Source organism: Mycobacterium sp. IEC1808 (assembly GCF_002101935.1).
GTDB lineage: Bacteria > Actinomycetota > Actinomycetes > Mycobacteriales > Mycobacteriaceae > Mycobacterium.
In genome coordinates, this window is sequence record NZ_LQPV01000068.1 from 258,607 (window position 1) to 284,169 (window position 25,563).

General features: G+C 67.0%; 28 protein-coding genes, 1 tRNA gene and 1 other annotated feature. Of the genes, 21 read left to right on the forward strand and 8 right to left on the reverse strand.

Translation table 11 applies throughout. From position 1 onward, the window contains the following. Positions 1–131 precede the first annotated feature (131 nt). The 3 genes from AWB92_RS27400 to xerD are packed head-to-tail and all read left to right on the forward strand — an operon-like array spanning position 132 to position 3,437. Positions 132–1,883: a CTP synthase gene (locus AWB92_RS27400; protein ID WP_085191266.1), complete on the forward strand. Its 1,752-nt coding sequence runs from the start codon at positions 132–134 to the stop codon at positions 1,881–1,883. Next, positions 1,876–2,499, forward strand: coding sequence for an NUDIX hydrolase (locus tag AWB92_RS27405; protein ID WP_085191427.1), 624 nt, complete (start codon positions 1,876–1,878; stop codon positions 2,497–2,499). Before AWB92_RS27400 ends, AWB92_RS27405 begins: the two co-directional genes overlap by 8 nt. After that, positions 2,496–3,437 (forward strand): site-specific tyrosine recombinase XerD, encoded by a 942-nt coding sequence (xerD, locus tag AWB92_RS27410; protein WP_085191268.1) that lies wholly within the window; start codon positions 2,496–2,498, stop codon positions 3,435–3,437. The genes AWB92_RS27405 and xerD overlap by 4 nt, the downstream gene beginning before the upstream one ends. Positions 3,438–3,485: 48 nt before the next feature. On the opposite strand, the gene AWB92_RS27415 is transcribed toward xerD, so the two are convergent. Next, a complete protein-coding gene (locus AWB92_RS27415) occupies positions 3,486–4,250 on the reverse strand; it encodes a class I SAM-dependent methyltransferase (protein WP_085191270.1) in 765 nt (254 codons plus the stop codon). 187 nt (positions 4,251–4,437) lie between these two features. Between AWB92_RS27415 and AWB92_RS27420 the strand changes: the two genes are divergently transcribed. The 10 genes from AWB92_RS27420 to AWB92_RS27465 all read left to right on the forward strand — a co-directional run bounded on the left by AWB92_RS27420 (position 4,438) and on the right by AWB92_RS27465 (position 12,439). Further along, positions 4,438–5,301 (forward strand): ParA family protein, encoded by an 864-nt coding sequence (locus AWB92_RS27420; protein ID WP_068108747.1) that lies wholly within the window; start codon positions 4,438–4,440, stop codon positions 5,299–5,301. Next, positions 5,298–6,113 (forward strand): segregation/condensation protein A, encoded by an 816-nt coding sequence (locus AWB92_RS27425; protein WP_085191272.1) that lies wholly within the window; start codon positions 5,298–5,300, stop codon positions 6,111–6,113. Before AWB92_RS27420 ends, AWB92_RS27425 begins: the two co-directional genes overlap by 4 nt. Then, positions 6,110–6,808 carry an SMC-Scp complex subunit ScpB gene (gene scpB / locus AWB92_RS27430; protein WP_085191274.1) on the forward strand — a complete coding sequence of 233 codons (699 nt, stop codon included), beginning with the start codon at positions 6,110–6,112 and terminating at the stop codon, positions 6,806–6,808. The genes AWB92_RS27425 and scpB overlap by 4 nt, the downstream gene beginning before the upstream one ends. Then, positions 6,808–7,551 carry a pseudouridine synthase gene (locus AWB92_RS27435; protein ID WP_085191276.1) on the forward strand — a complete coding sequence of 248 codons (744 nt, stop codon included), beginning with the start codon at positions 6,808–6,810 and terminating at the stop codon, positions 7,549–7,551. Before scpB ends, AWB92_RS27435 begins: the two co-directional genes overlap by 1 nt. Further along, positions 7,548–8,222, forward strand: a complete 675-nt coding sequence (gene cmk, locus AWB92_RS27440) for a (d)CMP kinase (protein ID WP_085191278.1) — start codon at positions 7,548–7,550, stop codon at positions 8,220–8,222. Before AWB92_RS27435 ends, cmk begins: the two co-directional genes overlap by 4 nt. Continuing rightward, positions 8,219–9,619, forward strand: coding sequence for a ribosome biogenesis GTPase Der (der, locus tag AWB92_RS27445; protein ID WP_085191280.1), 1,401 nt, complete (start codon positions 8,219–8,221; stop codon positions 9,617–9,619). Before cmk ends, der begins: the two co-directional genes overlap by 4 nt. Before the next feature lie 341 nt (positions 9,620–9,960). Further along, positions 9,961–10,716 (forward strand): SDR family oxidoreductase, encoded by a 756-nt coding sequence (locus tag AWB92_RS27450; RefSeq protein WP_085191282.1) that lies wholly within the window; start codon positions 9,961–9,963, stop codon positions 10,714–10,716. A gap of 13 nt (positions 10,717–10,729) precedes the next feature. Next, a complete protein-coding gene (locus AWB92_RS27455) occupies positions 10,730–11,560 on the forward strand; it encodes a cyclase family protein (protein WP_085191284.1) in 831 nt (276 codons plus the stop codon). Beyond that, positions 11,557–12,303, forward strand: a complete 747-nt coding sequence (locus AWB92_RS27460; protein WP_085191286.1) for an IclR family transcriptional regulator — start codon at positions 11,557–11,559, stop codon at positions 12,301–12,303. The genes AWB92_RS27455 and AWB92_RS27460 overlap by 4 nt, the downstream gene beginning before the upstream one ends. A gap of 59 nt (positions 12,304–12,362) precedes the next feature. Further along, a tRNA-Pro gene (locus AWB92_RS27465) sits at positions 12,363–12,439 on the forward strand. A gap of 206 nt (positions 12,440–12,645) precedes the next feature. On the opposite strand, the gene AWB92_RS27470 is transcribed toward AWB92_RS27465, so the two are convergent. Beyond that, positions 12,646–13,886, reverse strand: a protein-coding gene (locus AWB92_RS27470) for an IS3 family transposase (RefSeq protein WP_241523607.1) whose coding sequence is annotated in 2 segments (ribosomal slippage) — positions 12,646–13,601 and positions 13,601–13,886 — 1,242 coding nt in all. Because the reading frame shifts where the segments join, the coding sequence is not laid out codon by codon here. Continuing rightward, positions 13,494–13,611 (reverse strand) — a sequence feature (AL1L pseudoknot). It overlaps the preceding gene by 118 nt. 133 nt (positions 13,887–14,019) lie before the next feature. Here AWB92_RS27470 and AWB92_RS27475 point away from each other — a divergent pair. Then, positions 14,020–14,391 (forward strand): hypothetical protein, encoded by a 372-nt coding sequence (locus AWB92_RS27475; RefSeq protein WP_085191288.1) that lies wholly within the window; start codon positions 14,020–14,022, stop codon positions 14,389–14,391. 282 nt (positions 14,392–14,673) lie between these two features. On the opposite strand, the gene AWB92_RS27485 is transcribed toward AWB92_RS27475, so the two are convergent. After that, on the reverse strand, positions 14,674–15,021 hold the full coding sequence (locus AWB92_RS27485) for a hotdog domain-containing protein (RefSeq protein WP_085191292.1): 348 nt from the start codon (positions 15,019–15,021) through the stop codon (positions 14,674–14,676). Between the two features lie 94 nt (positions 15,022–15,115). Here AWB92_RS27485 and AWB92_RS27490 point away from each other — a divergent pair, with 94 nt between their 5' ends. Continuing rightward, complete coding sequence (locus AWB92_RS27490) at positions 15,116–16,018, forward strand: alpha/beta hydrolase (RefSeq protein ID WP_085191294.1); 903 nt, start codon at positions 15,116–15,118, stop codon at positions 16,016–16,018. Here AWB92_RS27490 and AWB92_RS27495 read toward each other — a convergent pair whose 3' ends face one another. After that, the gene (locus tag AWB92_RS27495; RefSeq protein ID WP_085191296.1) at positions 16,019–17,332 is read right to left on the reverse strand and encodes a cytochrome P450; all 1,314 of its coding nucleotides are present in this window, start codon (positions 17,330–17,332) and stop codon (positions 16,019–16,021) included. A gap of 182 nt (positions 17,333–17,514) precedes the next feature. On the opposite strand from AWB92_RS27495, the gene AWB92_RS27500 reads away from it, so the two are divergent. After that, positions 17,515–17,994, forward strand: a complete 480-nt coding sequence (locus AWB92_RS27500; protein ID WP_085191298.1) for a pyridoxamine 5'-phosphate oxidase family protein — start codon at positions 17,515–17,517, stop codon at positions 17,992–17,994. A gap of 16 nt (positions 17,995–18,010) precedes the next feature. Here AWB92_RS27500 and AWB92_RS27505 read toward each other — a convergent pair whose 3' ends face one another. After that, complete coding sequence (locus tag AWB92_RS27505) at positions 18,011–19,204, reverse strand: aldose epimerase family protein (protein ID WP_085191300.1); 1,194 nt, start codon at positions 19,202–19,204, stop codon at positions 18,011–18,013. Between the two features lie 123 nt (positions 19,205–19,327). Here AWB92_RS27505 and AWB92_RS27510 point away from each other — a divergent pair, with 123 nt between their 5' ends. The 5 genes from AWB92_RS27510 to AWB92_RS27530 all read left to right on the forward strand — a co-directional run bounded on the left by AWB92_RS27510 (position 19,328) and on the right by AWB92_RS27530 (position 22,922). Continuing rightward, positions 19,328–20,143, forward strand: a complete 816-nt coding sequence (locus AWB92_RS27510) for a DUF1707 domain-containing protein (RefSeq protein WP_085191302.1) — start codon at positions 19,328–19,330, stop codon at positions 20,141–20,143. Between the two features lie 19 nt (positions 20,144–20,162). Next, positions 20,163–21,017 carry a DUF1707 domain-containing protein gene (locus AWB92_RS27515; RefSeq protein ID WP_085191304.1) on the forward strand — a complete coding sequence of 285 codons (855 nt, stop codon included), beginning with the start codon at positions 20,163–20,165 and terminating at the stop codon, positions 21,015–21,017. A gap of 79 nt (positions 21,018–21,096) precedes the next feature. Continuing rightward, the gene (locus tag AWB92_RS27520) at positions 21,097–21,312 is read left to right on the forward strand and encodes a hypothetical protein (protein WP_085191306.1); all 216 of its coding nucleotides are present in this window, start codon (positions 21,097–21,099) and stop codon (positions 21,310–21,312) included. Positions 21,313–21,361: 49 nt separating this feature from the next. Then, entirely contained in the window at positions 21,362–22,102 is a 741-nt protein-coding gene (locus tag AWB92_RS27525) for an SDR family oxidoreductase (RefSeq protein WP_085191308.1), read from the forward strand. Between the two features lie 37 nt (positions 22,103–22,139). Then, positions 22,140–22,922 (forward strand): Stf0 family sulfotransferase, encoded by a 783-nt coding sequence (locus tag AWB92_RS27530; protein WP_085191310.1) that lies wholly within the window; start codon positions 22,140–22,142, stop codon positions 22,920–22,922. Here the strand turns inward: AWB92_RS27530 and AWB92_RS27535 are convergent. The 3 genes from AWB92_RS27535 to AWB92_RS27545 all read right to left on the reverse strand — a co-directional run bounded on the left by AWB92_RS27535 (position 22,907) and on the right by AWB92_RS27545 (position 25,477). Further along, a complete protein-coding gene (locus AWB92_RS27535) occupies positions 22,907–23,287 on the reverse strand; it encodes a DUF4189 domain-containing protein (RefSeq protein ID WP_158090422.1) in 381 nt (126 codons plus the stop codon). The genes AWB92_RS27530 and AWB92_RS27535 overlap by 16 nt on opposite strands. Before the next feature lie 82 nt (positions 23,288–23,369). Further along, positions 23,370–23,804 carry a DUF4383 domain-containing protein gene (locus AWB92_RS27540; protein WP_085191314.1) on the reverse strand — a complete coding sequence of 145 codons (435 nt, stop codon included), beginning with the start codon at positions 23,802–23,804 and terminating at the stop codon, positions 23,370–23,372. A 116-nt stretch (positions 23,805–23,920) separates the two neighbouring features. After that, on the reverse strand, positions 23,921–25,477 hold the full coding sequence (locus AWB92_RS27545; RefSeq protein WP_085191316.1) for a succinic semialdehyde dehydrogenase: 1,557 nt from the start codon (positions 25,475–25,477) through the stop codon (positions 23,921–23,923). Positions 25,478–25,563 lie beyond the last annotated feature (86 nt).

Consider the following 25,563-nt stretch of genomic DNA (forward strand, 5'->3'; position numbering starts at 1 on the left):
GGGCCCTCGCTAGGGCGTGTTCGCGGCGCGTCGGCGTGCCGGATGTTAGGGTGGATTTCCGTGGGTCGGCAGGCCCAGCTAGTTAAATGCTAGACAAATCCAAGCCCTGCCCGTCTTCACGGAGGTCGCCAGTGCGCAAGCACCCGCAAACCGCCACCAAGCACCTCTTCGTCAGCGGTGGGGTTGCTTCCTCGCTCGGCAAGGGGCTCACCGCCAGCAGCCTGGGGCAGCTACTGACGGCCCGCGGGTTACACGTCACGATGCAGAAGCTCGACCCCTACCTCAACGTCGACCCGGGCACCATGAACCCGTTCCAGCACGGCGAGGTGTTCGTCACCGAGGACGGCGCCGAGACTGACCTCGACGTCGGCCACTACGAGCGGTTCCTGGACCGCGACCTGTCCGGGTCGGCGAATGTGACGACCGGGCAAGTGTATTCGACCGTCATCGCCAAGGAGCGGCGCGGCGAGTACCTCGGCGACACCGTCCAGGTCATCCCGCACATCACCGACGAGATCAAGCGGCGCATCCTGGCCATGGCCCAGCCGGACGCCGACGGGAATCGCCCGGACGTCGTCATCACCGAAATCGGCGGCACCGTAGGCGATATCGAGTCGCAGCCCTTTCTGGAGGCGGCGCGCCAGGTGCGCCATGACCTCGGTCGGGAAAACGTGTTCTTCCTGCACGTGTCGCTGGTGCCGTACCTGGCGCCCTCGGGTGAGCTCAAGACCAAGCCCACGCAGCACTCGGTGGCCGCGCTGCGCAGCATCGGTATCACCCCGGACGCGCTGATCCTGCGCTGCGATCGCGACGTCCCCGAGCCGCTGAAGAACAAGATCGCCCTGATGTGTGACGTCGACATCGACGGCGTCATCTCCACCCCGGATGCGAAGTCGATCTACGACATCCCGAAGGTGTTACACCGCGAGGAGCTCGACGCGTTCGTGGTGCGCCGGCTCAACCTGCCGTTCCGCGACGTCGACTGGACCGAATGGGACGACCTGCTGCGCCGGGTGCACGAGCCGCACGAGACCGTCCGAATCGCGTTGGTGGGCAAGTACGTCGAGCTGTCCGACGCCTACCTGTCGGTCACCGAGGCGCTGCGCGCGGGCGGGTTCAAGCACCAGGCCAAGGTCGAGATGGTGTGGATACCGTCCGACGACTGCGCGAGTCCTCATGACGCCGCCGCCGCGCTGAGCGACGTGCACGGGGTCCTGGTCCCCGGCGGTTTCGGCATCCGCGGCATCGAGGGCAAGATCGGCGCCATCCGGCACGCCCGCGGCCGCGGCCTGCCGGTGCTGGGGCTGTGCCTCGGGCTGCAGTGCATCGTGATCGAGGCCGCCCGCTCGGCCGGCCTCACGGAGGCCAACTCGGCCGAATTCGAGCCGGGCACACCGGATCCCGTCATTTCCACGATGGCCGACCAGGAGCACATCGTCGCCGGCAACGCCGACCTCGGCGGCACCATGCGACTCGGCGCCTATCCCGCGGTGCTGGAGCCGGATTCGATTGTGGCCCAGGCGTACGGCGCGACGGAGGTGTCCGAGCGGCACCGGCACCGCTACGAGGTCAACAACGCCTACCGCGACAAGATCGCCGAGAGCGGGCTGCGCTTCTCGGGCACCTCGCCCGACGGCCACCTCGTCGAGTTCGTCGAGTACCCGCCCGAGATGCATCCGTTCATCGTCGGCACCCAGGCCCACCCGGAGCTCAAGAGCCGGCCCACCCGGCCACACCCGCTGTTCGTCGCGTTCGTCAAGGCCTCCCTGGACTACAAGGCGGGCGAGCAGCTTCCGGTGGAGATCCCGGAGCAGTCGTCCAACGGCAACCAGCATCGTGACAGCGTTCAGCGGCCGCTACCCGAGCCCGCGACCCGTGGCTGAGCACGTCTTCGAGACGGCGTCATCCGAAACGCTGCACACCGGAAAGATTTTCGCGCTGCGCCGCGATCAGGTCCGGATGCCCGGCGGCAAGCTCGTCACCCGTGAAGTCGTCGAGCATTTCGGCGCGGTGGCCGTGGTGGCGATGGACGACGACGGCAACATCCCGTTGGTCTATCAGTACCGGCACGCGTTCGGCCGGCGGCTGTGGGAGCTGCCCGCCGGGCTGCTCGACGTCGGCGGCGAGCCCGCGGAGCTGACCGCCGCCCGCGAACTGCACGAGGAGGCCGGCCTGAAGGCCGACACCTGGCGGGTGCTCGTCGACCTCGACTCCACGCCCGGCTTCAGCGACGAATCGGTGCGCGTCTACCTGGCCACCGGCCTCACCCAGGTGGACCGGCCCGAAGCGCACGACGAAGAGGCCGACATGACGCTGCAGTGGTATCCGCTGGAAGATGCCGTCGACAAGGTGTTCAGGGGAGAGATCGTGAATGCCATTGCGGTGGCGGGGATTTTGGCCGCACACGTCGCCACCACCGAGTTCATGATGACGCGCCCGCCCGGCAGCCCGTGGACCGACAAGCCGACTGCGTTCGCCGCGCGAAAGGCCGCGCAATGACGGCGGCGGTTCTGGACACGCAGCTGCAGGGCTACCTCGACCACCTGACCATCGAGCGCGGCGTGGCGAAGAACACGCTGACCTCCTATCGCCGCGACCTGCGCCGCTATTCGAAGCACCTGTCCGACCGCGGAATTTACGACCTCGCGAAGGTCGGCGAGGACGACGTCAGCGAGTTCCTCGTCTCGCTGCGCCGCGGCGACCCAGAGGCCGGGACGGCGGCGCTGTCGGCGGTGTCGGCGGCGCGGGCGCTGATCGCGGTGCGCGGTCTGCACCGGTTCGCCGCCGCCGAAGGCCTCGCCGAGCTGGACGTGGCTCGGGCCGTGCGCCCACCGACCCCCGGCCGTCGGCTCCCCAAGAGCCTCACGATCGACCAGGTGCTGGCGCTACTCGAAGGCGCCGGCGGAGACGGCCCGAGCGATGGCCCGCTGACGCTGCGCAACCGCGCCCTGCTGGAGTTGTTGTATTCCACCGGATCTCGGATCTCCGAGGCCGTCGGCCTCGACGTCGACGACATCGACACCGAGGCACGGTCCGTGCTGCTGCGCGGGAAGGGCGGCAAGCAGCGGTTGGTGCCCATCGGGCGCCCCGCCGTGCAGGCGCTGGACGCGTACCTGGTGCGCGGCCGCCCCGACCTGGCGCGCCGCGGCCGCGGGACGCCCGCCATCTTCCTCAACGCCCGCGGCGGCCGGCTGTCGCGGCAGAGTGCGTGGCAGGTGCTGCAGGACGCCGCCGAGCGCGCCGGGATCACCTCGGGGGTGTCGCCGCACATGCTGCGGCATAGCTTCGCGACCCATTTGCTGGAGGGCGGCGCGGACGTCCGCGTCGTGCAGGAGCTATTGGGGCACGCCTCGGTGACGACGACGCAGATCTACACGCTGGTCACCGTGCATGCGCTGCGCGAGGTGTGGGCCGGGGCGCACCCGCGGGCTACCTAATTTCCGCCGAACGTCGACTCGTTGCGCTAATCGGCCGAAATCGCGACATCAAGTCGACGCTGGGCCCAGGTATTCGGACTCCAGCACCAGGTCGGACACCATCGACTGGTACTCGACGTGCGTCTTGTGCTCGACGGTGTTCCACCCCTTGCCCTGCTGCTGGCGCATGTATTCGCGGTACTTCGGCGCGCCGGGGATTCGCACGTTGTCGGCGACGACGATCGTGCCGGGATGCAGCCAGCCCCGCTCGACGATGCTCATCAGGTCGCCCAGGTAGGCGTCCTTGTCGTGATCGAGGAACACGAAATCGAGTGCGCCCGAAGTGAATCCGTGCTCACCCGCTAGCGCGTCCAGCGTGCGCCCGCCATCGCCGATGGTGCCGACGACACACGTCACCCGGTCCGCCACGCCGGCGTGCTCCCAGATCCGCCGGGCGTTGGCGGCGTTGGCCTCGGCGAGTTCGACGGAATACACCTTGGCCTCAGGCGCGGCGCGGGCGATCCGCAGCGCGCCGTAGCCGCAGTAGGTGCCCAGCTCGAGCGCCAGCGTGGGATCGGCACGGCGCGCGGCCGCGTCGAGCAGGAGCCCCTTCTCGTCGCCGATGCTCATCAGCATCGACTTCTCGTAGGCGAACTTGTCCAGGGCGGCCAGCGCGTCGTCGATGTCGCCGGCGCGGGCGTTCCGCAGCACGTATTCGGCGGCGGCGGCCTCGCGACCGTCACCGATCTGGCCCGTCGTGGTGATGTTGCGCACGCCTGCGGCCATCCGCAACACCGACCAGCGCAGGATGGGCAGCCGTCGCTTGAGGTCCATAGGTATCCACGATAGTGATCTCCCGAATGTTGCTGGTGTGGCTGAAGTTAACTCCCCTTACGGATGAGCGCTCGACCAGCGATTTTCGCCCATATTGGCTGGTGACTCGCCAGCGCGGCGCCCGGGTTAAATGCGCGAAGCCGTTAGACTTTCGAGCGATGTTCACCTCCCGAACACGCCGGGCGTGATGACCGAGCACCCGGAAAACGGCGTCGAGATCGGCTTGACGGGACGCCCGCCGCGGGCGATCCCCGAGCCCGCGCCGCGCACCTCGCACGGCCCCGCCAAGGTCGTCGCGATGTGCAACCAGAAGGGCGGCGTCGGGAAGACCACGTCGACCATCAACCTGGGCGCCGCGCTCGCCGAGTATGGCCGCCGGGTGCTGCTGGTGGACATGGACCCGCAGGGCGCGCTGTCGGCCGGGCTGGGCGTCCCGCACTACGAGCTTGACAAGACCATCCACAACGTGCTCGTGGAGCCGCGGGTGTCGATCGACGACGTGCTGCTCAAGACCCGGGTCAACCACATGGACCTGGTGCCCAGCAACATCGACCTGTCGGCCGCCGAGATCCAGCTGGTCAACGAGGTGGGCCGCGAGCAGACTCTGGGCCGCGCGCTGTATCCGGTACTGGACCGCTACGACTATGTGCTGATCGACTGCCAGCCGTCGCTGGGCCTGCTGACCGTCAACGGGCTGGCCTGCGCCGACGGCGTGGTGATCCCGACCGAGTGCGAGTACTTCTCGCTGCGCGGCCTGGCGCTGCTGACCGATACCGTCGACAAGGTGCGCGACCGGCTCAACCCGAAGCTGGAGATCAGCGGCATCCTGCTCACCCGTTACGACCCGCGCACCGTCAACGCGCGCGAGGTGATGGCCCGCGTCGTGGAGCGGTTCGGGGACCTGGTGTTCGACACCGTGATCACCCGGACCGTCCGGTTCCCGGAAACGAGCGTGGCGGGCGAACCGATCACCACCTGGGCGCCCCGATCGACCGGCGCGATCGCCTATCGCGCGCTGGCCCGCGAGTTCATCCACCGATTCGGCGCGTGAACTCAACCGCCAACGGTGAGGCGCCACCCCAGACCGGCTTCCAGGTCCGCCTCACGAACTTCGAGGGGCCGTTCGATCTGCTGCTGCAGCTGATCTTCGCCCATCGCCTCGACGTCACCGAGGTGGCGCTGCACCAGGTCACCGACGACTTCATCGCCTACACCAAAGAGATCGGCTCCCAGCTTGGGCTGGAGGAGACCACTGCGTTCCTGGTGATCGCCGCGACGCTGCTTGACCTCAAGGCCGCGCGCCTGCTGCCGGCCGGGCAGATCGACGACGAAGAGGACCTGGCGCTGCTGGAGGTGCGCGACCTGCTGTTCGCCCGGCTGCTGCAGTACCGGGCGTTCAAGCACGTCGCTGAGATGTTCGCCGAGCTGGAGGCCGCCGCGCTGCGCAGCTACCCGCGCGCGGTGTCGCTGGAGGACCGGTTCACCGAGCTGCTCCCGGAGGTGATGCTCGGTGTCGACGCCGAGCGGTTCGCCCAGATCGCCGCCGTCGCCTTCACCCCGCGGCCCGTGCCGACGGTGTCCCTCGGACACCTGCACGAGCTGCAGGTGTCGGTTCCCGAGCAGGCCAAGAGGTTGCTGGAGATCCTCGAGGCGCGGGGCAGCGGCCATTGGGCGACGTTTTCCGAGCTGGTCGCGGATTGCGAGGCGCCGCTGGAGGTCGTCGGCCGCTTCCTGGCGCTGCTCGAGCTGTATCGGACCCGGACGGTAGCATTCGACCAGTCAGAGCCGCTTGGCGTGCTCCAAATTTCGTGGACCGGGGAACGGCCGGCCACCGAGGCCCTGTTAGAAGTGCGGGACGAATGACCGACGAGTTGCCCGAAGAGCTGCCCGAAATCGATCTGGGGATCGAGATCGCCGAGGCGGCGCCGATGGACGCCGACGAACTCGGCTCGGTGCTGGAGGCGCTGTTGCTGGTGGTGGACACCCCCGTCACCGTCGAGGCGCTGGGCGCGGCTACCGGCCAGCCCGTCTACCGAATCGCGGCCAAGCTGCAGCAGATGTCCGAGGAACTCGCCGAGCGCGACAGCGGCATCGACCTGCGCCAGAACGGTGAGGGCTGGCGGATGTACACCCGCGCCCGCTTCGCCCCGTATGTCGAGAAGCTGCTGTTGGACGGCGCGCGATCCAAGCTCACCCGGGCCGCGCTGGAGACGCTGGCGGTGGTCGCCTACCGCCAGCCCGTGACCCGCGCGCGGGTCAGTGCGGTGCGCGGGGTCAACGTCGACGCCGTCATGCGCACCCTGCTGGCCCGCGGCCTGATCACCGAGGCCGGCGTCGACGACGACACCGGCGCGACGACGTTCGCCACCACCGAACTGTTCCTGGAGCGTCTGGGGTTGGAGTCGCTGGGCGACCTTCCCGACATCGCGCCGCTGCTTCCCGACGTCGACACGATCGAGGACCTCAGCGAATCACTGGACAGCGAGCCACGTTTCATCAAACTTGCGGGCGGTTCGGCGTCCGAGCAGTCGCTGTCCTTCGATGTGGACAAGGATTGATGGCCGATACTGAAGGGGTCCGGCTGCAAAAAGTCTTGTCCCAGGCCGGAATTGCCTCGCGGCGGGCGGCCGAGAAGCTGATCATCGACGGCCGCGTCGAGGTGGACGGCCAGGTGGTGACCGAGCTCGGGACGCGCGTCGACCCCGACGCCTCGGTGATCCGCGTCGACGGGGCCCGGGTGGTCGTCGACGACTCGCTGGTGTACCTGGCACTGAACAAGCCGCGCGGCATGCACTCGACCATGTCGGACGAACGCGGCCGGCCGTGCATCGGTGACCTGATCGAGCGCCGGGTCCGCGGGAACAAGAACCTCTTTCACGTCGGTCGGTTGGACGCCGACAGCGAGGGGCTGATCCTGCTGACCAACGACGGCGAGCTGGCGCACCGGTTGATGCATCCCTCCCACGAGGTGCCCAAGACCTACCTGGCGACCGTGGCGGGGACGGTGCCGCGCGGACTGGGTAAGCGGCTGCGCACCGGCATCGAGCTGGACGACGGGGTGGCGCGCGTCGACGACTTCGCCGTGGTGGACGCCATCCCCGGGAAGACGTTGGTGCGCTTGACATTGCACGAAGGACGCAACCGCATCGTGCGACGGCTGCTGGGTGCCGCCGGCTTTCCGGTGGAGGCGCTGGTGCGCACCGACATCGGCGCGGTGTCGTTGGGCGAGCAGCGCCCGGGAAGCATCCGGGCATTGCGGCGCGACGAGATCGGCGCGCTGTACAAGGCGGTCGGGCTGTGAACTCCGACGTTGTTGTCGCCATCGACGGACCGGCCGGAACCGGAAAGTCCTCCGTTTCAAAGGGTTTGGCGCGGGTGCTAGGTGCCCGCTACCTGGACACCGGGGCGATGTACCGGATCGTGACGCTGGCGGTGCTGCGCGCCGGGGTCGACCCGGCCGATGCCGAGGCGGTCGGGACGGTCGCGTCGGGTGTGCCGTTGTCGGTGGACGATGAGCACTACTTCCTCGCGGGAGAGGATGTTTCGGTCGAGATCCGCGGCGACGAGGTCACCCGGGCAGTGTCGGCGGTGTCGGCGGTGCCGGCCGTTCGCGCCCGGCTGGTGGGCTTGCAGCGGGCCTTGGCGGACGGGACCGGCAGCGTCGTTGTCGAGGGCCGCGACATCGGAACCGTTGTACTGCCCGACGCTCCAGTGAAGATCTTTTTGACCGCGTCGGCCGAGACGCGTGCGCGACGCCGCAACGACCAGAACGTCGCGTCGGGGCTGGCCGACGACTACGAGAGTGTGCTGGCCGACGTGCGCCGCCGCGACCATCTCGACTCCACCCGGGCGGTGTCGCCGCTGCGCGCGGCCGACGACGCGGTAGTCGTCGACACCAGCGACATGAGCGAGGCCCAGGTGATCGACCACCTGCTCGAGCTGGTCCGGCAGAAGAGCGGGGCGGTGCGATGACGTCCGACGGCACCTGGGCCGACGAAAGCGATTGGGAGCTCACCGATTCCGAGCTCGCGGACGTCGACGAACCCGGCCCCGCTCCCGTCGTCGCGGTGGTAGGCCGGCCTAACGTCGGCAAGTCAACCCTGGTCAACCGGATCCTCGGGCGGCGCGAGGCGGTGGTGCAGGACGTCCCCGGCGTGACTCGCGACCGCGTGTCCTACGACGCGCTGTGGACCGGGCGCAGGTTCGTCGTGCAGGACACCGGGGGATGGGAGCCCGACGCCAAAGGCCTGCAGCAGCTGGTGGCCGAGCAGGCGTCGGTCGCCATGCGCACCGCCGACGCGGTGATCCTGGTGGTCGATGCCACCGTCGGCGCCACCGCGGCCGACGAGGACGCGGCGCGCACCCTGCTGCGTTCGGGCAAGCCGGTCTTCTTGGCCGCCAACAAGGTTGACAGCGAGAAGGGCGAGGCCGACGCCGCCGCGTTGTGGTCGCTGGGGCTCGGGGAGCCGCACGCGATCAGCGCGATGCACGGCCGCGGCGTCGCCGATCTGCTCGACGAGGTGCTGGCCGCGCTGCCCGAGGTGTCCGAGGCGGCGCCCAAGGCGGGCGGCCCGCGGCGGGTGGCGCTGGTCGGCAAGCCCAATGTGGGCAAGAGCTCGCTGCTGAACAAGCTTGCGGGAGACCAGCGTTCGGTGGTGCACGACGTCGCCGGCACGACGGTGGACCCTGTGGACTCGCTCATCGAATTGGGCGGCAAGGTGTGGCGGTTCGTCGATACCGCGGGCCTGCGGCGCAAGGTCGGCCAGGCCAGCGGGCACGAGTTCTATGCCTCGGTCCGCACGCACTCGGCCATCGACGCGGCCGAGGTGGTGGTCGTGCTGATCGACGCGTCCGAGACACTCACCGAGCAGGATCAGCGGGTGCTGTCGATGGTAATCGAGGGCGGCCGCGCGTTGGTGCTCGCCTTCAACAAGTGGGACCTGGTCGACGAGGACCGCCGCGATCTGCTGGAGCGCGAGATCGACCGCGAGCTGGCGCAGCTGCGCTGGGCGCAACGGGTCAACATCTCCGCCAAGACGGGCCGCGCGGTGCAGAAGCTGGTGCCGGCCATGGAGACCGCACTGGAATCCTGGGACAAGCGGATCTCCACCGGCCAGCTCAACACCTGGATCAAGGAAGTCGTCGCGGCCACCCCGCCGCCGGTGCGCGGGGGCAAGCAGCCGCGCATCCTGTTCGCCACCCAGGCCACCGCGCGCCCGCCGACGTTCGTGCTGTTCACCAACGGCTTCCTCGAGGCCGGCTACCGGCGCTTCCTCGAGCGGCGGCTGCGGGAGACGTTCGGGTTCGAGGGTTCGCCGATCCGGATCAACGTGCGGGTGCGCGAGAAGCGGGGAGCTAAGCGGCGCTGAGCGTCGTCCCGGCCGGAGGGTGCGGGTCACACCTGTCACATTCGCCCCGGCGCGGAGGGCAATAGGCGATGTGCCCGCCTCGCAGCGACAACTCGGCTCTGCTCCCTCCCTTCTCGGGGTCGTCACTAGGTAGTTGTCGCTGTGAGGCGGGCAAGGAAGTGTGCCCGCGCGCGGTGAGATACCCCGGTTGCTGATCGGTCGTTTGCTGATAAAACTCCTGCAATACGGATAATGACGCCTACATCACAGGAGTAAGTGATTGATTTTCAGCAACTGGGGGCACTAACCTCTCTCGTATATCGGGTTGGAATACCCGCATTGTAGGAATTACGGAGACAGCGATGAAGCTGTTCAGCATTGAAGAGAAGTCGATCCTGATCACCGGCGCGACCGGCGCCCTCGGCAGCGTCGCGGCCCGCGCGCTGTCCGAGGCCGGGGCCCGGCTGACCCTGGCCGGCGGAAATGCCGCGGGACTGGACGAACTCGGCGTCGACGCCGCCGTCGTCACCCGGCGGCCCGAGACTCCTGCCGACGCCCAAGAGATGGTGGAAACGGCCGTCGCCCGGCACGGCCGTCTCGACGGTGTCCTGGTGGCCTCGGGCATGAACCACGTCGCACCCATTACCGACATGGCCGTCGAGGATTACGACAAGGTGATGGGCGCGAATGCCCGCGGCGCCTGGCTGGTCTGTCAGGCGGCCGGGCGCGTGCTGCTGGAGCAGGGCACCGGCGGCAGCGTTGTCCTGGTCTCCTCGGTGCGCGGCTCCCTCGGGCACCCCGCCGGGTACAGCGCCTACTGCCCGTCGAAGGGCGCCACCGACCTGTTGGCCAAGAGCCTTGCCGCCGAATGGGGCCCGAGCGGCATCCGCGTGAACGCGCTTGCCCCAACGGTTTTCCGGTCAGAGGTGACCGAGTGGATGTTTGCCGACGACGAGAAGGGTCGGCAAACGCGCGAGGCGATGTTCGCTCGAATCCCGTTGCGCCGCTTCGCCGAGCCGAACGACTTCGTCGGCGCCCTGATCTATCTACTGAGCGACGCGTCGAGCTTCTTCACCGGCCAGGTGATGTATCTCGACGGCGGCTACACCGCGTGTTGATTGAAAGGAAATCATGAGTATCAGTTGGCCCCTCGGTGAAGCCGAGTCCAAGCTGGAGTTCTACGACCTGTCCCACCCTTGGAGGCACGGCGTGCCGGCGTGGCCGTACTTCGAGGATGTGAAGATCGAGCGCCTGCACAACATGGCGAAAAGCCGCGTGCTGACCCAAAAGGTCACCACCGTAATGCATTCCGGCACCCACATCGACGCGCCTGCGCACGTCATCGAAGGCACCCCGTTTCTGGACGAGATCCCCCTGAGCGCGTTCTTCGGCACCGGCGTCGTCGTCTCGATCCCGAAGAAGAAGTGGGAGGTCGTCACCGCCGAAGACCTCGAGAACGCGATGCCGCAGATCCGGCCCGGCGACATCGTCATCGTCAACACCGGCTGGCACCACACCTACGCCGACAGCGCCGAGTACTACGCCTACTCGCCGGGCTTCTACAAGGAGGCGGGCGAGTGGTTTGCGGCCAAGGGCGTCAAGGCCGTCGGCACCGACACCCAGGCCCTGGATCACCCGATGGCCACCGCGATCGCCCCGCACGGCCCGACCGAACACACCGGCGGCCTATTGCCTTGGGCGGTAAGCGAATACGAACAGGAGACCGGCCGCAAGGTGCTCGATGATTTCCCGGAGTGGGAGCCGTGCCACCGCGCGATCCTGTCCAAGGGCATCTACGGCTTCGAGAACGTCGGGGGAGACCTGGACAAGGTCACCGGCAAGCGCGTCACCTTCGCCGCGTTCCCCTGGCGCTGGGTCGGCGGCGACGGCTGCATCGTGCGGTTGGTCGCGATCGTCGATCCCACCGGAACCTACCGCCTCGAGACGGGACATGCGGCGTGACTGCCGACGGCGGCATCCAGGTCATCTCCCGCGCAGGCGAAATCCTGCGGCTGCTCCAAGCGCATCCCGGTGGGCTCAGTCAGGCCGAGATCGGCGAGCGGCTCGGCATGGCGCGCTCGACCGTCAGCCGGATCCTGGGGGCACTGGACGACGAAGGTCTGGTGGCGTCGCGAGGGGCCCGCGGCCCGTATCGGCTCGGGCCCGAGATCGCGCGCATGGCCGGCACCGTGCGGCTCGGCGTGGTGATGGACGTGCACCCGTTCATGGAGGAGCTGTCGCGGGAGCTGCAGGAGACCGTGGATCTGTCGATCCTGGACGGGGATCGCGCGACGTTCGTCGACCAAGTAGTCTCGCCGCACCGACTGCGGGCGATCAGCGCGGTCGGGGAGTCGTTTCCTCTGCACTGCTGTGCCAATGGCAAAGCACTGCTGGCCAATCTGCCGCCCGAGCAGCAGGCGCAGGCCCTGCCCAGCCGGCTGGCGCGGCTGACGGACAACACCATCACGACGCCGGCGGCCCTGCGCAAGGAGCTCGAGCGCGTTCGCGCCGACGGCGTCGCCTACGACCGCGAGGAGCAGACCGAAGGCGTCTGCGCGGTCGGCGCCGCGCTGCCGGGGGTGGGCGAGCAGCTGGTGGCGGTCAGCGTGCCCGTCCCGGCGCAGCGGTTCTACCGCCGCGAGTCCGAACTTGCCGAGGCGCTACTGGCCTGGGTGGAGCAGACTCGCAGGTCGCTCGGGCATTAGCAAGGTGGCGGGTCGCCTGCGGTAGGCTGTCGCACTGCTGCCGGTGATTCGGCGGCAGGCGGGCTGTGGCGCAGTTTGGTAGCGCACTTGACTGGGGGTCAAGTGGTCGCAGGTTCAAATCCTGTCAGCCCGACCAGTGTCATGTCTCGGGACATCGTTGACAGGTGTCCCGAGACATGGTTTACACCTCTAGCCGGTTTTCGGGGCTGTTTCCGCATTTGACTCCGCGTGGTTGGTAGTCGCGGGTGGGGTCGAGGACGAGTTTGCGGATGAGTGTTCCGGTGTTGCGGTCCAGGACGCGGATGTCGCGGTCGTCGATGTGAACTACCCCAGGTTTAGTTCCTAGTCGGTTGCGAGGGCCGGGGTTGGCTGGCTCGCGTGCTGTGAGGTGCCGGTGATAGCGGCCTCGTACTCGGCTGGGGTTTGGTAGCCGAGGGCTTCGTGCAGGCGTTCCTGGTTGTACCAGGCCACCCATTCGGCGGTCGAGAGTTCGACGTCGTCGATGCAGCGCCACGGTTTACCGCGGTAAATCAGCTCGGTTTTATAGGCGGCGTTGACCGCTTCGGCGAGGGCGTTGTCATAACTATCGCCGCGCGACCCCACCGACGGGGCGATCCCGAGCTCGGCCAGCCGGTCGGTATAGACCAGCGATAGGTACTGCGATCCGCGGTCGGAATGATGAACCAACTCAGAAAGATCCGAATCAGCCTGGAAAACAGCATGATTGAATGCTTGCAGCGGTAAATCCTCGGTGCCCATGCTGGCCGCCACCGCCCAGCCGACGATCTTCTTCGTGGCGGCATCGGTGACGAACGCGGTGTAGCAAAACCCCTGCCAGGTCCGCACGAAGGTGATATCGGCAACCCACAGACGGTTCGGCGCCGAGGCCTTGAACTGCCGAATGACCAGATCAGCCGGCCGTTGGTCGGCCGGGTCGGTGATCGTGGTGAACACCGGCTTGCCCCGCTGCACACCCCGCAGGCCGGCTTTGCGCATCAACCGCCGGATCTGCTCGCGGCCGACCTGCCAGCCGCGCCGGCGCATCGCCGCATGCATCTTCTTGGCCCCGTAGACCGAGTAATTCTGGCGATGCACGGTGGCCAGTTCGGCGATCAGCTGCTCATCGCGGATCTCGCGATCCGACGCCGGTCGGGTTCGCGCCGCCCGATAGCCTCGGGAGGTCAAGAAGCCGGGGATAGCTGCCCGCAGCACGCGGCAGATGAGCTCGACCCCGAACTGATCGCGATAGGTATCGATGAAAGCGATCATTTCGTCGCGGGGCGGTCGAGTTCCGCTGCAAAAAACGCGGACGCAGACTTCAAAATCTCATTGGCCCTACGTAACTCCGCGACCTCACGCTTGAGCCGACGGATCTCGGCATGCTCAGAGCTCGTCGTGCCGGGCCGCTCGCCGGCATCGACCTGGGCTTTACGCCGCCACCGGCGCACCGACTCCTGCGCGACACCGAGTTTGCTAGCCACCGACTTGATGGCTTCGAACTCAGAAATATCCGAGGTCTCCATTGTGGTGTCCACCAACCGCACCGCACGCTGGCGAAACTCCGGCGAATACTGACGGGGCATAGCGTCCAATCCTCCTATAAGGATCGGAACTAAAGCTGGGGTAGTTCAGGTACGGCGCGACACCTGGATCCTGGCGACGCTCTACGTCGCGACCTACGGCTCATTTATCGGATTTTCGTTCGCCTTCGGCGAGGTGCTGGAAATCAACCACATGGCCGCCGGGCAAGGTGCGCTGCAGGCGTCTTTGCACGCCGCTCGGATCGCATTCCTCGGACCGCTGCTCGCGTCGCTGGCCCGGATGTACGGCGGCATGCTCTCGGACCGGCTCGGCGGAGGCACCGTCACCCTGGGAGCTCTATTCGCCATGATCGCTGCCGTCAGCACGCTGATCGTGGTGAGCGCACACGCCGACAATCGCTCCGGTCCCTTGAGCGTCACCACCATGACCGGCTACATCGTCGGTTTTATGGCACTTTTTGTCTTGTGCGGGATCGGCAACGGGGCCGTGTACAAGATGAATCCCGGCGGTTTTCGAATCGCGCAGCCCCTCCATGCAAGCCGCTGAGGCCGAACGCCGCCACTGGGCCCGTGCGATGTCCGGCGCCGTGATCGGAATCGTCGCCGCGGTCGGCACGCTCGGCGGTGTGTTGATTAATCTGGCCCTGAGACAGTCCTATCTGACCACGGGCTCGGAAACGACGGCGTTCTGCTTTTTCTTGCTGTGCTACCTCGTCGGGTCGGGGCTGACGTGGTGGGCCTACGTGCGACGGCCCCTCCGCCGGGGCGAAATCAGAACTGTGCGAATTACCGCTCGCCGAGACCAGTAGTTCATAGCGCCGCATCTTGGTCAGCGGCGGAGGAACTTTTCGCGGTCAACTATTACCCGATCGATTTCGCCGCGAGCAACAAGCTGTCCCGAATCGTCAACCGCCTGCACGTCGAACGTCAGGCGTCGCCCCTCGCCCGGCGATCGCGCTTCGGCGGTGACCTCTACGCTGCCGCCTACATGGGTCGCGCGCCGGTGCTCGATGCGCACCGCGGTGCCAACGGTCGTCTGGCCAGAACCGGTGAAGGGCGCGGCGGCTTGCACCGTGGCCGCTTCCAGCCACGCGATGAGCCGTGGAGTCGCGAGCACCGGCACATCGCCGCTGCCGATCTGTGCGGCGGTGTCGGCGTCGGTCACTTGGTAGTGCATCACTACACGCTAGCTCGCCCGACGAGTATCTCGCTGCAGCAAGGAAGTCTGGCCAATGACGGCTAGCCAATCGGGTCGGCGCATGATGACTGTCATGGACGCTGAACTGACACGCTGGCTGGACTCGGGCAAGCACTTCGACTACCTCGGCTTCGACATCTTCTACCGCGTCGAGGGCAGCGGGCCTCCGCTGCTGCTGATCCACGGTTACCCGTTCAATTCCTTTGACTGGGCGCCGATCTGGCCGACACTGACAAAGCGGTTCACCGTCGTCGCGCCGGACATGATGGGCATGGGATTCTCCGCCAAACCGACAAACTACCAATACTCGGTGCACGACCACGCCGACATGCACGAAGCGCTCCTACAGCACCTGAACGTCGACAACGCCCACATCCTCGCCCACGACATCGGCGACTCGGTCGGCCAGGAACTGTTGGCCCGCCACGAATTCGGCCAACAGACGTACGGCGAATGGCGCATCGACTCCATCACCTGGCTCAACGGCGGCATGTTCATCGAGGCCTACACGCCCAGGGCGGCGCAGAAACTGATGTCGGGCACCCCGCTGGGCGACCTGTTCAGCCCTGTGCAGGGCAGCCCGCTGGCACGACGACTGCTCGAGCCGACAATGCGCGAGATGTTCGGCCCCAACACCAAACCCACCCCGCACATGATGGCCGTGTTCAACCAGATCCTGGACTACAACGACGGACGCCGGGTGCTGCACAAGGTCGGCCGGTTCATCAACGATCGCTACACGCACCGCAACCGGTGGGTGCGCGCCATGCGCCAAACCGCGGTCCCGATGCGGTTGATCGACGGGCCCGTCGACCCCAACTCCGGTGCCCACATGGCGCGCCGCTACGCCGAGGTGATCCCCGACCCCGACGTGGTGATGCTCGCCGACGACATCGGGCACTGGCCGCAACTCGAAGCGCCCGAGGAAGTGCTACGGCACTTCCTCGAACACATCGACCGTGTCAGCGCCGGCTAGCTAGCGGGCAACGTCAACCCTCGCCGGTCCGAGGGTGACGGGCAACTTCTTGATCCCGCGCAGCAGGGTGCTGTCGTTCGGGATCGGCTCGCCGGCCAGAGCCAGCTGGGGGAAGCGTTCGAACAGCGCCCGCAGGCCGATCTGCAGTTCCATGCGCGCGAGCGACGCGCCGAGGCAGCTGTGGATGCCGCTGCCGAAGCTGATGTGATCGCGGGCGTTAACGCGGGCGGTGTCGAATTCGTTGGGACGTTCGAAAACGGCCGGATCGCGGTTGGCCCCGCCGATCAGAAGGAACATCGTCGAGCCTTCCTGCACGGTATGTCCGCCGATCTCAACGGTTTCGGTGGCCACCCGGGCCGCGATATGCGCGACGGAGTCGTAGCGCAGCACCTCCTCGACCGCGTTCGGCCAGCCCTCCGGATGCTCCTGCAGCCGGGCGAGCTGATCGCGATGCCCGACGAGTGCCACCACCGCGTTGCCGAACGCATGGGTGGTGGTGATGAACCCGGCGCCTAGGAGCAGCCCCGCGAACATCCGGACCTCGGTCTCGGTGAGGTCGCCGTCGTGCACGACGGCGGACAGGATGCTGTCCTCGGCGCGGCCCCGACGTAGGCGCTCGATATGCGCGGCGAGGAAGTTTTCGAACTCGCGCAACGCCGCGACGGCGGTCCGGTACTCGCGCCAAGACGGGGACGTGCTGTTAAGGATTTTGGTGCCGGGCTCGGCGAATGTTTGGAGGTAGGGCGCCTCGTCGCGCGAAATGCCCAGCATCTCGACGATGACGGCGATGGGGATTTGAGAAGCGTAGGCGGCGATCAAATCGCATTGGTTGTTGCCTTCGAGATCGTCGAGCAGGGCGTCGGCGATCTCCTGAATGCCCTGACGGAGTCCCTCAATCGCCCTAGGGGTAAATGCACGCGACACCAGGCGACGCAACCGCGCATGCTCGGGCGGATCGGCAACGAGCAAAGACGGCGGTTCCACGCCATTCAGCACTCCAGGGTTGGTTTTCGCGAACATCCGCTGAACCACGGGAAACGGTGACCGGTCCCGTGGTTTCGGGGTCCGAAACCTGTCGTCGCGCAGCACGTCACGAACAATCTGCGCGTCAGGGGTGACCCACCCGCCGACAATCGCGGAGATACGTCCCCGCTCGCGGATCTGCTCGATACGGCGATTCACTTCGTCGGGCTGACCGCTTTGGATTAACAGCTGGGAAAAAGGATCGCCCCGGCGCGCGAGCAATTTCAGCGTCCAACGCGGCAGTCCATATCCCAGCAGCCAATGCGCCCGGGTCTTGATGTCGGCATTCATATTCGCCCCTGCCTCCGGCTACCGATGAGGCTAGCGGTCATCGAGCGGCGATACGCGTCAAAGAAACGCGCAGGAATCTATCGGTTCACACAATTGCGGCGCGCCATTCCGAGGGGGCGCGACCGGTCGAAGCTCGCCCGGATGATCTACCTCCGTCCCCACCGGGTAGCTATACCGGTGTGATGGACAAACAGGAGTTGGCTCGGGAGCTCGGCCACCCCGATGCCCAGAAATTGCTCTCCGGTTCAATGGCCCGGCTCGCCTACAACGGCCACGATGGCTTCCCGCGAGTCATCCCCGTCGGGTTCTACTGGACCGGCGAACGCATCGTTGTCTCGACGGCACCGACCTCCCCGAAAGCCCGCGCGCTAGCCTCCCGCCCGAAAGTTGCGCTGACGATCGACACCGGCTCCACCCCCGAAGAGGCGAAGGCGCTATTGGTCCGTGGCCTCGCCACACTGCAAACCGTCGACGGCGTCACCGACGAGTACCTCGCCGCGGCGAGGAGGTCGATGGAAGAAGCGCAATTTGCCGAGTTCGAACGCAACGTGCGTTCGACGTATCCGGAGATGGTGCGGATCTCGATCGAGCCGCACTGGGCGCGGTTCTATGACTTTGGCGTCGGCCGGTTACCCGCGTTCCTCGCGGAGCTTTCGCGTTGACAACTCGCTAGGCGAGTCACTGGGCGCCGAAGGCAAAGACGGTTGTCGAATCGTAGGTCTGGCCCGGGTTGAGCGTGGTGGTCGGGAAGTTCGGGTGATTCGGAGAATCGGGGTAGTGCTGGGTCTCCATCGTGAATCCGGCGCCCTGCCGGTAGCTGTGCCCGCTGGTGCCCGTGAACGCCCCGTCGAGGAAGTTGGACGTGTAGAACTGCACGCCGGGCTCGGTGGTGGAGACCGTCAGGGTGCGTCCCGACTTCGGGTCTTGGGCCCTGGCCGCCTCCACCAGCCCGGTGTTGTTGCCGCGGTTGATCACCCAGTTGTGGTCGTAGCCCTGGGCGAGCAACAACTGCGGGTCATTGGCGGTGATACGCGCGCCGATCGCGGTCGGTGAGGTGAAGTCGAAGGGTGTGCCCTTCACCGGGGCGATCTGCCCGGTTGGGATCTGCGTCGGGTCGGTCGGAAGGTAGTTGTCGGCATTGATGGTGACCTTCTGGTCGTAGACGTCGAGGGTGTCCTCACCCGCCAGGTTGAAGTAGCTGTGATTGGTCAGGTTGATCACGGTCGGCGCGTCGGTGGTCGCGCGGTAGTCGATGCGCAGTTCGTTGTTCTGGCCCAGCGTGTAGGTCACGGTGGTCGTCAGCGTCCCGGGATAGCCCATTTCGCCTGCGGGGCTGACATATTGGAGCTTGAGGCTTACGCGGTCGCTACCGTTCTGCTGACTTGCCTGCCACACCTTTGTATCGAAGCCGGCGGTGCCGCCGTGCAGGCTGTTGCCGTTGTTGTTGGTCGGCAAGTGATACTCGTTGCCGTTCAACGTGAATGCGCCCTTGGCGATCCGGTTGCCATAGCGGCCGATGATGGCGCCGAAATAGGTCTTGGCGGATCCCGTGTTGTTCACGTAGCCGGCCAGGGTCGGAAAGCCCAGCACCACATTACCGACGTTTCCCGTGCGATCGGGGACCTCGATGGACTGAATGATGCTGCCGTAGTTCAGGATTCGCACACGCATGCCGCGCCCACTGGTGAGCTCGTATCGGGTCACCGGGCTATCATCCACCTGACCGAACGGCTCGCCGGTGATCGACGGCGGTCCGGCGGGGGTCGAGGCATTGCCACCGCCCGTTGTGGAGTTTGTCGTCGGGTGGCTGCACGCCGCCAAGCCCGCTACACCGGCGATGGCGATCGGCCGAAGTAACCGTCTGCCGCGCATCGGCTCTCCTCGCACTCGTCCGACCCCGGACGAGGATAGCGCTAGCAACGCGCGGATCGACTTGATCGGCACACTCGGTCTTGGCGGCGTCGACCTCGTGCGTCCTCGGTTACGCTCACCCTCGTGGCCGCCGGATACATCAGGGCTACCGACAGTGACCGCGACGAGACCGGACGGGTGCTGGACGCGGCTCTGAGCGACGGCCAGCTCTCGATGGAGGAATACCGCCAACGGGTGAGCGCCGCGCGCCGTGCCGCCACTGTCGGCGAGCTTGAGTCGCTCGTGGACGACCTACAGATCCACAGCGGCCCTGCCCAACCCCCGACGCCGGCCAGTCGACGGGGCATCCTGATAGCCGGCGTCGCGGTGTTGGCGCTCGCGGGCCTCGGCATCGGCTGGAAGATGCTCGGCAACAGCCCTTCTCAGCGGCAAACCGCCCCACCTCCGAGCGCCACCAGCACCGTGGCGATCACCCCGACGACGCCGCCGCCACCGCCGCCACTGCAACTGCAGACCGTCGACGGGCTGACGGGGCTATTGGCGCAAATGCGAAAAGAGATCGGTGACACCATGGGCTACCGGCTGGTGGTCTACCCGGATCATGCGGACCTCGACCGTCCCGATCCCCAAGACCCTCGCAACTCGGTGACCTACCACTACGCCGGCCGTGGCTGGTCGCAGTGGGGCGCCAGCGCCATTCCGTCTACCTCGACCGCCGGTGACTTGAGCAAGTTCAACGCGCAGGAGGTCGCCAACGTCTTGCGCGGGGCGCCGCAGACCCTTCAGGTTGCCGGCGCCAACAACACCTACCTGGTGGTCGAATCCGCGCGGGACGGCAGCCTGGCGTTGTCGGTCTATGTATTCAGAGACCGCGACGGCGGGCATATGGACCTGAACGCGGACGGCACTGTCAGGGCAATCGAGCCGGCGCGCCGCTGAGACCTTCTAGGATCTTCCCGTGGCCACCGCAAACACCCGGGCTACCGACAGCAACCGCGTCGACACCTGCCAGCTGTTGGATCTGGCGCTGAGCGACGGCCAGCTATCGATGGAGGAGCACCGCCAGCGGGTGAGCGCCGCGACCAACGCCGCCACCCTTGGCGAGCTGCAGTCGCTGGTGGCGGACCTGCAGATCCGCCGTGCCCCAGCCCAATCCCCGAGCCTGAAATCGCTGGCCGGCCGTCGGGGGATGCGGATCGCCGTGCTCGTGGCGCTGGCCCTGGTGGGAGCCGGCATCGCCTGGGCTTTGTACAGCAACACCGCTTCGTCGCGCGACGCAACGCCCCAGCCGACCGTCGCCAGCCCGGTCGTGGTCGCGCCGCAGCCGCCGCCAACACCGGCACCGACTGTTGAACCGCCGCCAGCCTCGACCCAGCCGCAGCCGCCGGCGCAACTGCTGACCCTGGGCGGGCTGTCGAGCTTGATGGCGCAAGTTCGGACGACGTTCGGGGACACGATGGGCTACGAGCTGGTGGTCTATCCCGATCACGCCAGCATCACTCGCCCCGACACGGTCAACGCACACAAAACCGTGCGCTACACGTACGGGGGTCGCGGTTGGGGCACGGGCAGCAGCACCACCATCCCGATGGACACGGCCATTGGTGACCTCGGCAAATTCGACGTCCAGGCCGTCATTAGCGCCCTTCGTGCGGCGCCCCAGACTCTGCACATTGACGGCGGCAACCCCGAGAACATCATCATTGAAGCGGCCCAAGACGGGACCCTGCGCATCGAGCTTTACGTCTCCGATGGTCACACCGAGCGCTACCTCATGGTCAACGCCGACGGCAGCATTCGGCCGGACTTCTGATCGGGCAGCCTGCACTTATTGCCCAAGGTGTTTCTCGCGCGTGACCTTTCCGCGACAGCGACGAAGGACGCTCATCGTCATGGCGGTATTGGCGCTACTCTGCGCGCTCGCGACAGCGACATGCTTCGGCTATTACCTTGGCCGGCGCGCGGGTTCGTCGCCGCGATCCTGGAAGCAGCGCACGAGTCGGGTCGCGCTCGGCAGGCTTGCGATCAGCCTGCTAGTGGCGATGACCGCGCGCCGCGTCCTGAAGCTGAGAACCGTTGCGGGCGTGGCGCGGATCCTCTCGTATTGAGGGCGCAATGTAGCCTTTGAAGCCCGTCACCGCACCAAGAAGGGCCGAAATGTCAGCACTGCAAGGCAAGGTCGCGTTGGTCACCGGTGCGTCGTCGGGCCTGGGCGCGGAAACCGCCCGGCTGTTTTCCCGGCAGGGCGCAACGGTTTTCGGCATAGGCCGCGACACCGAACGCCTGGCCGCGGTATTCAAAGACGTCGAACGCGGTTCGTACGCCTCGGTGGACGTCGCTTCGGCGCAGGCCTGCACGGACGCGGTCGAGCAGTGCGTCCAAGAGTTCGGCGGACTCGACGTCCTGGTCAACGTTGCCGGCAAGCACCAGATGCGCCGAACCGAGTCGATGACCGACGACGACTGGACACAAGACCTCGCGGTCAACCTGAACGGACCGTTCTACCTGTGCAGGGCCGCGCTGCCGCATCTGCTCGAACGCGGCGGCAACATCGTCAACGTCGGCTCCATCGCGGGCGTCGAGGGCCAGGCGTACTCGGCCGGCTACTGCGCCGCCAAGCACGGCCTGATCGGGCTCACCCGTGCGCTGGCGGTCGAGTACACCGCGGATCGCCTGCGCGTCAACGCGGTATGCCCGGGCGGCATGCTCACACCCCAAATCGAACACTTCAGCGCGCCGGAGAATCCGAACTACGACCTGATCCTGCGCACGGCCTCGCCGCGCGGCATGATGCAGCCCGTCGACGTCGCCAACGTGATCGCGTTCCTCGCCAGCGACGCCGCGGCCGCCGTCCACGGCGCCGTCTATCGGGTCGACAACGGCAAGGGCGCCGGGTAAAGCGCCTACGCTTTGAAGAACACGTCCGAGGAGGCTTATGCGACACGCGAGCTATGTCATCGCCTCCACCCCCCGTTCGGGTAGTTCGTTTTTGGCCGCCGGGCTCGTCGCTACGGGAGTCGCCGGGCGCCCCGAGGAGTATTTCGCGGCAGACCACATCGCGGCCTATAAGGAAGACCTGGGGCTGCCGTTGGACTGCTCGTGGACCGAATACCTGACGAGGGTCAGAGCGTTCGCGGCGACGCAGAACGGCGTGTGGGGCTTCAAGATCCACTGGCGGGACGTCGTCTCGCTGGCGCAGGCCCTAGGGTTTCGTGCAGATCCGGGCGCGGTGCTTGAGACGCTTTTTCCGACAGCGGTTTTCGTCAACATCGTCCGTACCGATCGGCGGGCGCAGGCCATATCGCTGTTTCGCGCCGAGACGACGGGCGAGTGGTTTCGTTCTCCGGGACCGCCGACGACGGAACGTCCCTGGGGGCTATATCTGGGTCGGCCCACGCCGCAGCGGCCCGCGGTCGACCTCGCCGCTGTCGCGCCGACGCGCGAGCAGATCACCGCGATGGAACGCAGCCTCGGCGCCGAACAGGCGGCGTGGACCGACTACTTCACCACCCGACGTCCCGAAGTTCTCACGGTCCGCTACGAAGAGCTCGACGAGAACTATCCCGACGAGATCGCGGGCGTCCTGCAATTCCTCGGCGTCGACCCCACACATGCGACCGGCGTGCCCAAGCCTCCGCTCGAGCGTCAGTCCGACCACATCAACGAACACTGGCGGCGACGAATCGACGACGAGGAACGCCGCTACCCGGTGCAGTGAACCTCGACGACGCTGCCGGACGAGACCTTGGCCAGCGCGCCCCGCTGAGCGGCTACCGGGGTCAACCCCCAGTCGGCGCCCCAACCGCCGGGCCCGAGAGCCAAAGCGGTGCAACCGTTTCGGGCCCATGACGCCACGGTGCAGCCGGCGCCGTGGCGCTGGCAGTTGCCCAGCGCGATGTGGGTGGCCTCCTCCATGGTGCTGGCGTTGTTGGCCCAACCCGCCCAGCCGGTGACGGGGGAGTAGGCGATCACGGCGAAGCGATCGACGGCCGCGGCCTGCGCGGCGGGCGACGCCATGAACGCAGCGCCGAAGAAGGCGAGGGCGGCCAAGATGATCAGGGCGTAGATGCGGTGGCGGGTCATAGCGGAACCTCGTGAGTCGTTTCCAATGGACGAACCCACCATCCGCCGCGCCGCTTGGCGGATCCTCAAGAAATCCTTGGCGCTACCGCGCCTTTCGCAGATCGGCGAGCGAGTTGCGCAACCCACCGTCCAACCGGATCTGCACGGCCGCCACCGCAAGCATCACCGCCGCGGTCACCAGGTGCACCACCGCGTCGGTGGTGTTGTTGGGGAAAGTGAAGACGAACGCAACCTGATGTGAGAAGAACGCCCAAATGCCCGGCAGCGCACCGGCAATCGCCGCAGCGATCAGATACAGCACCGCCCACGACTTGCGCAGCGCGAACACCAGACCCGGGCCGAACAGGGCCAGGCCGGCGACGGCGTGCCAACCGTTGTAGTCCATGCCGAGCAGCTGGACGGTCGGCGCATTGGGGCCCGTCGCGAAGCTGGGCTCCATGATGAACCCGACCACAGCCTGGATGACGTGCAGGACACAGATGATCAGCAGCCCGATTTGGGCGAAACTCCACCTCACGTTGCACCTCCTTGTGCACGGTGGGATGCCCTAGATACTACGCTCGGTAGTAGATGCTGACAATGACGACCTGCGCGTCGCGATGGCCTGTCAGAGCGCGCCGAAGGCCGGACCCGTCACTTCCGCCCGGGAAGCTTCATCATCGTGCGCACGACGGGCACCAGCGACTTCTGCCACAGAGTCGGCGGAATGCCGCGCGGCGGATCGAGATTGAACACCCGCGCCGCCGCGATCGTCTGCGATTCGGTGTACTTCAGCAGGCCCTCGGGGCCGTGGCGGCGGCCGACGCCGGACTGGCCCATCCCGCCCATCGGCGCGCCGAGGCTGCCCCACGCGAACGCATAACCCTCGTCGACGTTGACCGTCCCCGACCGCAACCGGGCGGCGATCTCCTGGCCCTCCGCGGTGGACCCGGCCCACACGCTGGCGTTGAGCCCGTACTCGGTGTCGTTGGCCTTCTCGACGGCCTCGTCCACGTCGGCGACGGGGTAGATCGACACCAACGGCCCGAACGTCTCGTTGGCCGCGCACTCCATCTCCGGCGTGACGTCGGTCAGCACCGTCGGCTCGTAGAACAGCGGCCCGACGTCGGGCCGGGGCTTGCCACCCGCAATCACCTTGGCGCCCTTGGCCTTCGCGTCCTCCACGTGGTCGGTCACGGTATCCAGCTGGCTCGCCGAGATCAGGCTGCCCATGTCGACCGAGAAGTCGTAGGCGCTGCCGAGCTTCATGTTTCGCACCTGTGCGCCGAACTTGCTCGTGAACTCGTCGGCGACGTCCTTTTCGACGTAGATCCGCTCGATCGAGATGCACAGCTGGCCCGCGTTGGAGAAGCACGCGCGGGTGGCCGCCTTGGCGGCCTTGTCGAGGTTGGCGCCGCGCGTGACGATCATCGCGTTCTTGCCACCGAGTTCGGCCGAGAACCCGATGAGCCGACGGCCCGCGTGCTCGGCGAGCTGCCTGCCGGTGGCGGTCGAGCCGGTGAACATCAGGTAGTCGCAGTTCTCGATGATCGCTGTGCCGACCACCGAACCCGGACCGGGCACGATCGCGTACAGCGCCCGCGGCAGCCCGGCCCGGTACAACAGCTCGGCGCACGCCAGCGCGCAGTAAGGCGTCTGGCTGTCGGGCTTGAGCACCACCGCGTTGCCCGCCACCAGCGCGGGCACCGAGTCGGACGCGGTGAGCGTCATGGGGTAGTTCCACGGCGAGATCACCCCCACGACGCCCTTGGGCTGGTAGATGACGGTCGTCTTGCCAACCGCTGGGAGCAGCGCCTGCACCTTGCGCGGCTTCAACAGGTCGGCGGCCACGTTCACGTAGTAGTTGGCGTTGGCCATCAGATCGACGATTTCCTCCTGCGCCGCCCAGCGGGCCTTGCCCGCCTCGGCCTGCAGGAGATCCATCAGGAACTGGCGGTTCTCGATGACGAGGTCGCGATAGCGGCGGATGACGTCCACCCGCTCGGCGACCGGGCGCTTCGCCCAGTCGATCTGCGCCGCGCGGGCCTCGGCGAAAGCGGCCTCGACGTCGGCGGCCGTGCCGATGGGGATCGTGGTCAGCGGTTTACCGGTGAAAACCTCGTCGATCGTCTTGGTCTCGCGTGCGGTGATGTCCTTGATCGCGACCAGTTGACGCAGGCGGTCGAAGACCTCGGCTGACGGTGCGGGCATGGCGTTACCTCTCGAAAAAGCGCAGGCGTGCAAAACACCAGCCTAGGCCCGGCGGACCCGGGCCGGTAACGGTTGGGGCACGGTCC